At 67.2% G+C, this 6,436-nt stretch carries 8 protein-coding genes; 4 read left to right on the forward strand and 4 right to left on the reverse strand.

Features of this window, described 5'->3' with window-relative positions:
- Positions 1-147 precede the first annotated feature (147 nt).
- Positions 148-822, reverse strand: a complete 675-nt coding sequence (locus GH2_RS18695; protein WP_066171649.1) for a Crp/Fnr family transcriptional regulator — start codon at positions 820-822, stop codon at positions 148-150.
- Positions 823-977: 155 nt separating this feature from the next.
- A complete protein-coding gene (locus tag GH2_RS18700; protein ID WP_066171653.1) occupies positions 978-1,226 on the reverse strand; it encodes a hypothetical protein in 249 nt (82 codons plus the stop codon).
- A gap of 193 nt (positions 1,227-1,419) precedes the next feature.
- Between GH2_RS18700 and nth the strand changes: the two genes are divergently transcribed.
- From nth to GH2_RS18720, 4 genes are read left to right on the forward strand one after another with little or no spacing between them, the layout of a single operon-like run.
- Positions 1,420-2,106, forward strand: coding sequence for an endonuclease III (gene nth / locus GH2_RS18705; protein ID WP_239588932.1), 687 nt, complete (start codon positions 1,420-1,422; stop codon positions 2,104-2,106).
- Positions 2,103-2,786, forward strand: coding sequence for a TlpA family protein disulfide reductase (locus GH2_RS18710; protein WP_066171657.1), 684 nt, complete (start codon positions 2,103-2,105; stop codon positions 2,784-2,786). The genes nth and GH2_RS18710 overlap by 4 nt, the downstream gene beginning before the upstream one ends.
- Positions 2,783-3,595, forward strand: coding sequence for an NUDIX hydrolase (locus GH2_RS18715; RefSeq protein WP_244885428.1), 813 nt, complete (start codon positions 2,783-2,785; stop codon positions 3,593-3,595). The genes GH2_RS18710 and GH2_RS18715 overlap by 4 nt, the downstream gene beginning before the upstream one ends.
- On the forward strand, positions 3,592-4,794 hold the full coding sequence (locus tag GH2_RS18720; protein ID WP_066171660.1) for a MarP family serine protease: 1,203 nt from the start codon (positions 3,592-3,594) through the stop codon (positions 4,792-4,794). Before GH2_RS18715 ends, GH2_RS18720 begins: the two co-directional genes overlap by 4 nt.
- Before the next feature lie 6 nt (positions 4,795-4,800).
- On the opposite strand, the gene GH2_RS18725 is transcribed toward GH2_RS18720, so the two are convergent.
- Complete coding sequence (locus GH2_RS18725) at positions 4,801-5,736, reverse strand: alpha/beta fold hydrolase (RefSeq protein ID WP_066171664.1); 936 nt, start codon at positions 5,734-5,736, stop codon at positions 4,801-4,803.
- Positions 5,737-5,751: 15 nt separating this feature from the next.
- Complete coding sequence (locus GH2_RS18730; protein ID WP_066171667.1) at positions 5,752-6,276, reverse strand: phage holin family protein; 525 nt, start codon at positions 6,274-6,276, stop codon at positions 5,752-5,754.
- Positions 6,277-6,436 lie beyond the last annotated feature (160 nt).

Below are 6,436 nucleotides of genomic sequence, written 5' to 3' on the forward strand. Positions count from 1 at the left end.
CCGAGGCGTCGGTCGAGACCACGGAACCCGGGCTGAGTGCTTGAAGCCCCCAGCCCAACTCCCGTGGTCTCGATACGTCGTGTGACTACGTCCCCCGACTACTCGACCAGCGTGGGGGCCGAGTTTTGTCGAAAACGGCGCGCGACGTTACCGCGCGCGACGTGCCAGGCGCTCGGAGTCGGCGATGAGCACGCTCTTGCCCTCGAGGCGCAGCCAACCGCGCTGGGCGAAGTCGGCGAGCGCCTTGTTGACGGTCTCCCGCGAGGCGCCGACCAGCTGAGCGATCTCTTCCTGGGTCAGGTCGTGGGTGACGCGCAGTGCGCCGCCCTCCTGCGTGCCGAAACGCTGCGCCAGCTGCAGGAGCTGCTTCGCGACGCGACCGGGCACGTCGGTGAAGATCAGGTCGGCGAGGTTGTTGTTGGTGCGTCGCAGTCGACGGGCCAGGACGCGCAGCAGCTGCTCGGCGATCTCCGGACGGTCCTTGATCCACTTGCGCAGTGCATCGCGGTCCATCGTGACCGCGCGGACCTCGGTGACCGTCGTCGCCGACGAGGTGCGGGGACCGGGGTCGAAGATCGACAGCTCACCGAACATGTCCGACGGTCCCATGATCGTCAGCAGGTTCTCACGACCGTCCGGCGAACGCCGTCCGAGCTTCACCTTGCCGGTCAGGATGATGTAGAGCCGATCGCCGGGCTCGCCCTCGTGGAAGATCACATGGCCGCGTGGAAACTCGACCGGCTGAAGTTCTTTCGCGAGAGCAGCTACGGCAGTGGGCTCTACGCCCTGGAATATCCCTGCCCGTGCTAGTACTTCTTCCACCTAAAGAACCTCTCTCGTTACATTCGCCGCGTCCAGTGACAAAGACTACGTGAAAAATCATAGATGTTGGATTGATCACTGTTCGCATTAGGAGGCAACTACCGCGCGTCGTACGTGACTTGTCGGACTTCCGGCGACGACGTTCGGAGCTGACCTCAGGACGCTCGGGTGACGGCGACGTCCTCGTCAGTCTCGGGAATCAGCCGGGTACGACGGGTCCGGAGCTCGTCGAGCGCCGAAGGCAGGCCGTCCTTGGCCAGATTGCTGACGTCGGCGTCGGCCAGGAACTCTTCGACGTGTGCGCGGCTCACAGACAGCCGGTCGAGGCTGTTCTGAACCTTGTCCATCGCGATGGCGAAAAGCATCAGCACAGCGGGGAAGAGTAGTCCGGCCAGTCCTTGCATGATCAACAGTTAACACCTCGCGGCGGGGTGTCCACCAAACTGAGACGGCGGTCGTCACCGAGTTGTGACCTGCATGTTCGCTGACCGGGTCGTGCGCGGTGCGGCATCGTGCCAGGGGCGACGGCTAATCTGGTCAGTTGTGGAACGACGCAAGGAAGAGACCAGGTTGGGACTGGTTCGGCGTGCTCGGCGGATGAACCGATCGCTGCAGGTCGCGTTCCCGCACGTCTACTGCGAACTGGACTTCACCACGCCGCTGGAACTGTCCGTCGCGACCATTCTGTCGGCACAGTGCACCGACGTGCGCGTGAACCAGGTGACGCCCGCGCTGTTCGCGAAGTACCCCGACGCACGCTCCTACGCGGAGGCCGACCGGACCGAACTCGAGGAGATGATCCGCTCCACCGGGTTCTATCGGAACAAGGCGAACTCGATCATGGGCCTCGGCCAGGCGCTCGTCACCCGGTTCGACGGCGAGGTGCCCGGCAACCTCACCGATCTCGTCACTCTTCCCGGTTTCGGCCGGAAGACAGCGAACGTGGTGCTCGGCAACGCCTTCGGCGTTCCCGGAATCACGGTCGACACCCATTTCGGACGGCTGGTCCGTCGGTGGGATTGGACGCAGGAGACCGACCCGGTCAAGGTGGAGCGGGAGATCGGCGAGCTCTTCGTCAAACGTGACTGGACCGATCTCTCGCATCGCATCATCTTCCACGGACGACGCGTGTGCCATGCCCGTAAACCGGCGTGCGGCGTCTGCGTCCTGGCGAAGGACTGCCCGTCGTACGGGGAGGGGCCGACCGACAAGGGGCAGGCGGCGGCTCTGGTCAAGGGACCGGAGACCGAGCACCTGCTCCGACTTGCTGGAGTGACTGAGTGAAGTTTCTGAAGGAGCCTGCGGCACGCGCGACGATCGTCTTCGTCGTCATCGCGGTCGCGATGATCGTGGCGCTGTGGCCGCGCAACGGGTCCAGTGATGACCAGGCGTCGTCGCCGACCTCCGCCACCGAGTCCCCGACCCTCCCGCCGGTCAGTGACGACGAGATGCGCAGCCTGCGGGCCGACGCCGCACTGCGGTCGTGCCCGGCCGGCACCGGCCCGGCGGCGCCCGGCTCTGCGCTGACCGGGGTCACCGTTCCCTGCATGCAGACCGGCGCACCGCTGGATCTCGGCGCAGCCACGGCGGGGAAGCCGCTGGTGATCAACATGTGGGCGGTGTGGTGTCTGCCGTGTCGCAAGGAGATGCCGCTGTTCGACCAGTTCTCGCAGAGTGCGGGCGAGCGACTCAACGTGCTCGCCGTCCACGCGCGGGAGGGCGGCGACAACCAGGTCTTCGTCCTGAAGTTCCTGGCGGAGGTGGGCGTGCAGGTGCCGGTGGTCACCGATCCACAGGGCACGATCGCCAAGGCGCTCGGCGCGCCCCGGATCTTCCCGTCGACCATCCTGGTCCGTGCCGACGGCACCATCGCCAAGGTGCTCCCGCAGGTCTTCTACTCCGAACAGCAGATCGCCGATGCGGTGCGCGAGAACCTCGGCGTCGACGTGGCGGTGGCGTCGTGAGGTCGCAGGTGCCGATCGGCGCGCTGGTGAACCGCGACGAGGTCCCGCCCTGGCTGCGCGCCGTCACCGACGATCCGTACGTCGTCAACGAGAAGGTCCTCAACCGGGGTGGCGGACGGGCACGTCTGGCCGCAGCCTTTCAGGCACAGCGGCGCGCTGCGGTGCTGGTTCTGGTGTCGGGGGCGTTCGACGCCGACCCGACGTCGCCCGGCGGACTCCCGTTCGATGCCGACATCCTGTTGACCGAGCGAGCCGCCACCCTGCGCACGCACAGCGGCCAGGTGGCGTTCCCCGGCGGCAGCCGCGACCCGGGCGATGACTATCCGGTCGGCACCGCGATGCGGGAGGCGAACGAGGAGACCGGTCTGGTCGACGACGGCGTCGATGTGCTGGCCAATCTTCCGGCCTTCCCCGTCCCGTCGGGCTTCGAAGTGCACCCCGTTCTGGCGCACTGGTCGCGTCCCAGTCACGTGTACGCCGTCGACCACGGGGAGACGGCCCGAGTCAGTCGCGCGAATCTTCGGGAACTCCTGTCGCCCGAGAACCGTTTCCAAGTCAGCCGATCGGTCGCGGGGGTACCCGTCTACAAGGGGCCCGCATTCCTCCACGAGGGGATGTTGGTCTGGGGTTTCACCGGTGGACTGATCGCCGCGATCAGCGAGGCGGCCGGCTGGGATGTTCCCTGGGACGCCGATGACGTTCGCCCGCTGGAGCGGATGATCGCTGAGACCGGCGGTCGTCAAGTGTCCGGCTTCGAGGACCCGCTGCCCGGCGGAGAATCAACTGCCTCCCCGAATGGAGATCGATGAGCGGATCGTTGTGGGTCGACTTGGCGATCCTCGTGGTGGCGCTGCTCGCGGGTCTGAGCGGTTATCGCCAGGGGGCTGCGGCGTCGGCCCTCGCGTTCTTCGGCGTGGTGCTCGGCGCGGTCGCCGGGATACTGCTGGCGCCAGTCATCATGGAGCGGGTCGACGACCAACGTCTGCGACTGGTCCTCGGAATCATGCTGATCGTCCTGCTGGTGGTGATCGGCGAGCTGGCGGGCATGGTGCTCGGAAGGGCCGTGCGCAGCAGCATCCATTCTCCGTGGCTGCGCCGGGCGGACAGCTGGGTGGGCTCGGCCTTGCAGGTGGTGGCGATCATCATCGCTGCGTGGCTGCTGGCCTCCCCGATACGCAGTTCCGATCAGCTGCGGATCGCCTCGGCCGTGGACAGTTCCCGAGTGATTCAGACCGTCGACCGGGTGGCTCCGCAATGGGTGCGCGACCTGCCGAACGAGTTCACCGACCTGGTCGAGAGCTCAGGCCTCAAGGAGGTCATCGGACCGTTCGGCCAGACCAGCGTCGCCACCGTCGGCGCTCCCGATCCGGCCTTGGCCGACCAGCCGGGCGTGCAGTCCGCGCGTCGCAGCGTCATCAAGATCACCGGCGTCGCCCACAGCTGCGGCCAGGCGCTGGAGGGAAGCGGCTTCGTCGTCTCGCCCGAGCGCGTCATGACCAACGCGCATGTCGTCGCGGGCACCGACACGGTCAGCGTGGAGACGGTCGGCGGCCGAACCCTCGAGGCGAGCGTGGTCTGGTTCAATCCGCGGAACGACATCGCCGTGCTCGACGTCCCGGGACTCCGGGCGCCTGCGTTGACGTTCGCGACGGACCAGGCGTCCACCGGCGACGACGCGATCGCGCTCGGCTACCCGGAGAACGGCCCGTTCACGGTCACTCCGCTGCGGGTGCGCAGCGTGGTGGATCTGCGCGGCGCCGACATCTTCCAGAGCCCGACGAAGGTGGAGCGCGAGGTGTACACCGTTCGCGGCGACATCCGGTCCGGCAACTCGGGAGGTCCGATGATCGCGCCGAACGGCGAGGTGCTCGGGGTGGTCTTCGGTGCGGCCCAGGACCCCACCGACGACACCGGCTTCGTCCTCACCGCGCAGCAGGTGCAGAAGGACCTGGCGTCGTCGGAGCAGAACAACGCGGCGGTGAGCACGCAGCAGTGCGTGCAGTCCTGACCGCCGTCACGGGCCCGACAGCAGCTCCAGCAGCAGCGCGTTGAATTCGTCGGGCTTCTCCTGGTGCGCGAAGTGGCCGGCACCGGAGACCATGCGGTAGTCCATGGTCGACGCCCATCGGCGGCTGCCGGCCATCACGGAGTCGAGGATGTACGCGTCGTCGCGCCCGCGGACGGCGAGGACCGGAATGCGCAGCCGCTTGTTCATGAGGTCCATGAAGCGCCAGCCGTCCGTGCGGAACTGTGAACGGAACGCCCACCGACGGTATTCGAGGCTGCAATGCGCGACGCCCGGGATCTGGATCGCCATCCGATTGCGGGAGACGGCTTCGGCGAAATCGTCGGTCTGACGCCACGCCGCCCCCGACCGTTCGCGGAAGTACTCGGCGATGAACGCGCCGTCATCGACGGTGAGGCGGCGTTCGCCGAGTCGCGGCAACTGATTGTGCAGGAACGGGCCGAGGAACGCCGACCGTTCCTCGGCGTTGCGGAGCACTCCGTGTTTCAGCGCGCGGGGGTGTGGGGACGAGAGCACGGCGACGCGGCTCACGACCGCGGGATGCAGGGTCGCCGTCGCCCAGCACACGAGTCCGCCGTCCGCATGCCCGACGAGGGCCGCCGTCGAGTGGCCGAGCGCCCGGATCAGGGCGTGCGTGTCGCCGGCCAGGGTCCAACCGTCGTAGCCGCGGGGAGGCTTGTCGGAGTCTCCGTAGCCGCGCAGATCGACGGCGACGGCACGGTAACCCGCGTCGGTGAGGGCCTCGAGCTGGTTGCGCCATGACCACCAGAACTCGCCGAAGCCGTGCAACAGCAAGACCAGCGGCCGGTCGGCGACGAACCGCTGCGTCTCCACGGCGTGGAAGCGCAGACCGTTCGCGCGGACGTCGAAATGCCGCCAGGGTCCGTCGAATCGGACGAGCGTCGGATCAGGAGGACTAGTCAACTCGGGGGACGGCGGTCAGCGACTGAGCGGGTCGCGGGCAGGCGGAATCTGTGGGTGCGCCATGCCGCCCGTGGAATCGCCGCGCCCGGGGATCACCGAGCTGAGTTCGTTCACCGATTCGATGGTCTTTTCTGGAGCCTTCAACCGTTTGAAGAACAGGTACCCGACCAGGATCAACACGATCGAGACGACCAGCAGCAGGAGGAAGACGATGCCGAAGGCCGCCCACTCGGGCAGCCACAAGGCCAGCAGGAAGCCGAGGAAGACGAAGAAGAACAGGCTCGCGTAGAGGAGCAGCACGGCGGCGACGACCATCAATCCGCTGCCCGCTCCCGCCTTCTTGGCTTCGCGGATCAGCTCGGACTTGGCGAGCGCGATCTCGGCGCGGAACAGGGTGGAGGCGCTGGCCGTGGCGTCCTTGACGAGGTTGCCGATGGTCGGCTCACCGGTCGGGCCGAGATTGGCGTCCGACAGCGGAATCGACGGCACGCGAGGCGCGTTGCTCGGTTCACTCGGCCAGGTGTCGGAATTTCCGCTCACGAATGCTCCCTTGAAGTTCGTTGGTCGGTCTCATGTTGCCACGTCGGCTCGCACAGTGAAACGACACCGCCTGCCCAGCGTTTCACATGCCGGGGCAGGCGGTGTCGTCGTGCTGCAGTGGCGATGTCAGCCTGCAGCGGCGATGTCAGCTCTGTCGGCT

Origin of the sequence: Gordonia hydrophobica NBRC 16057, assembly GCF_001592365.1 — a bacterium.
GTDB lineage: Bacteria > Actinomycetota > Actinomycetes > Mycobacteriales > Mycobacteriaceae > Gordonia > Gordonia hydrophobica.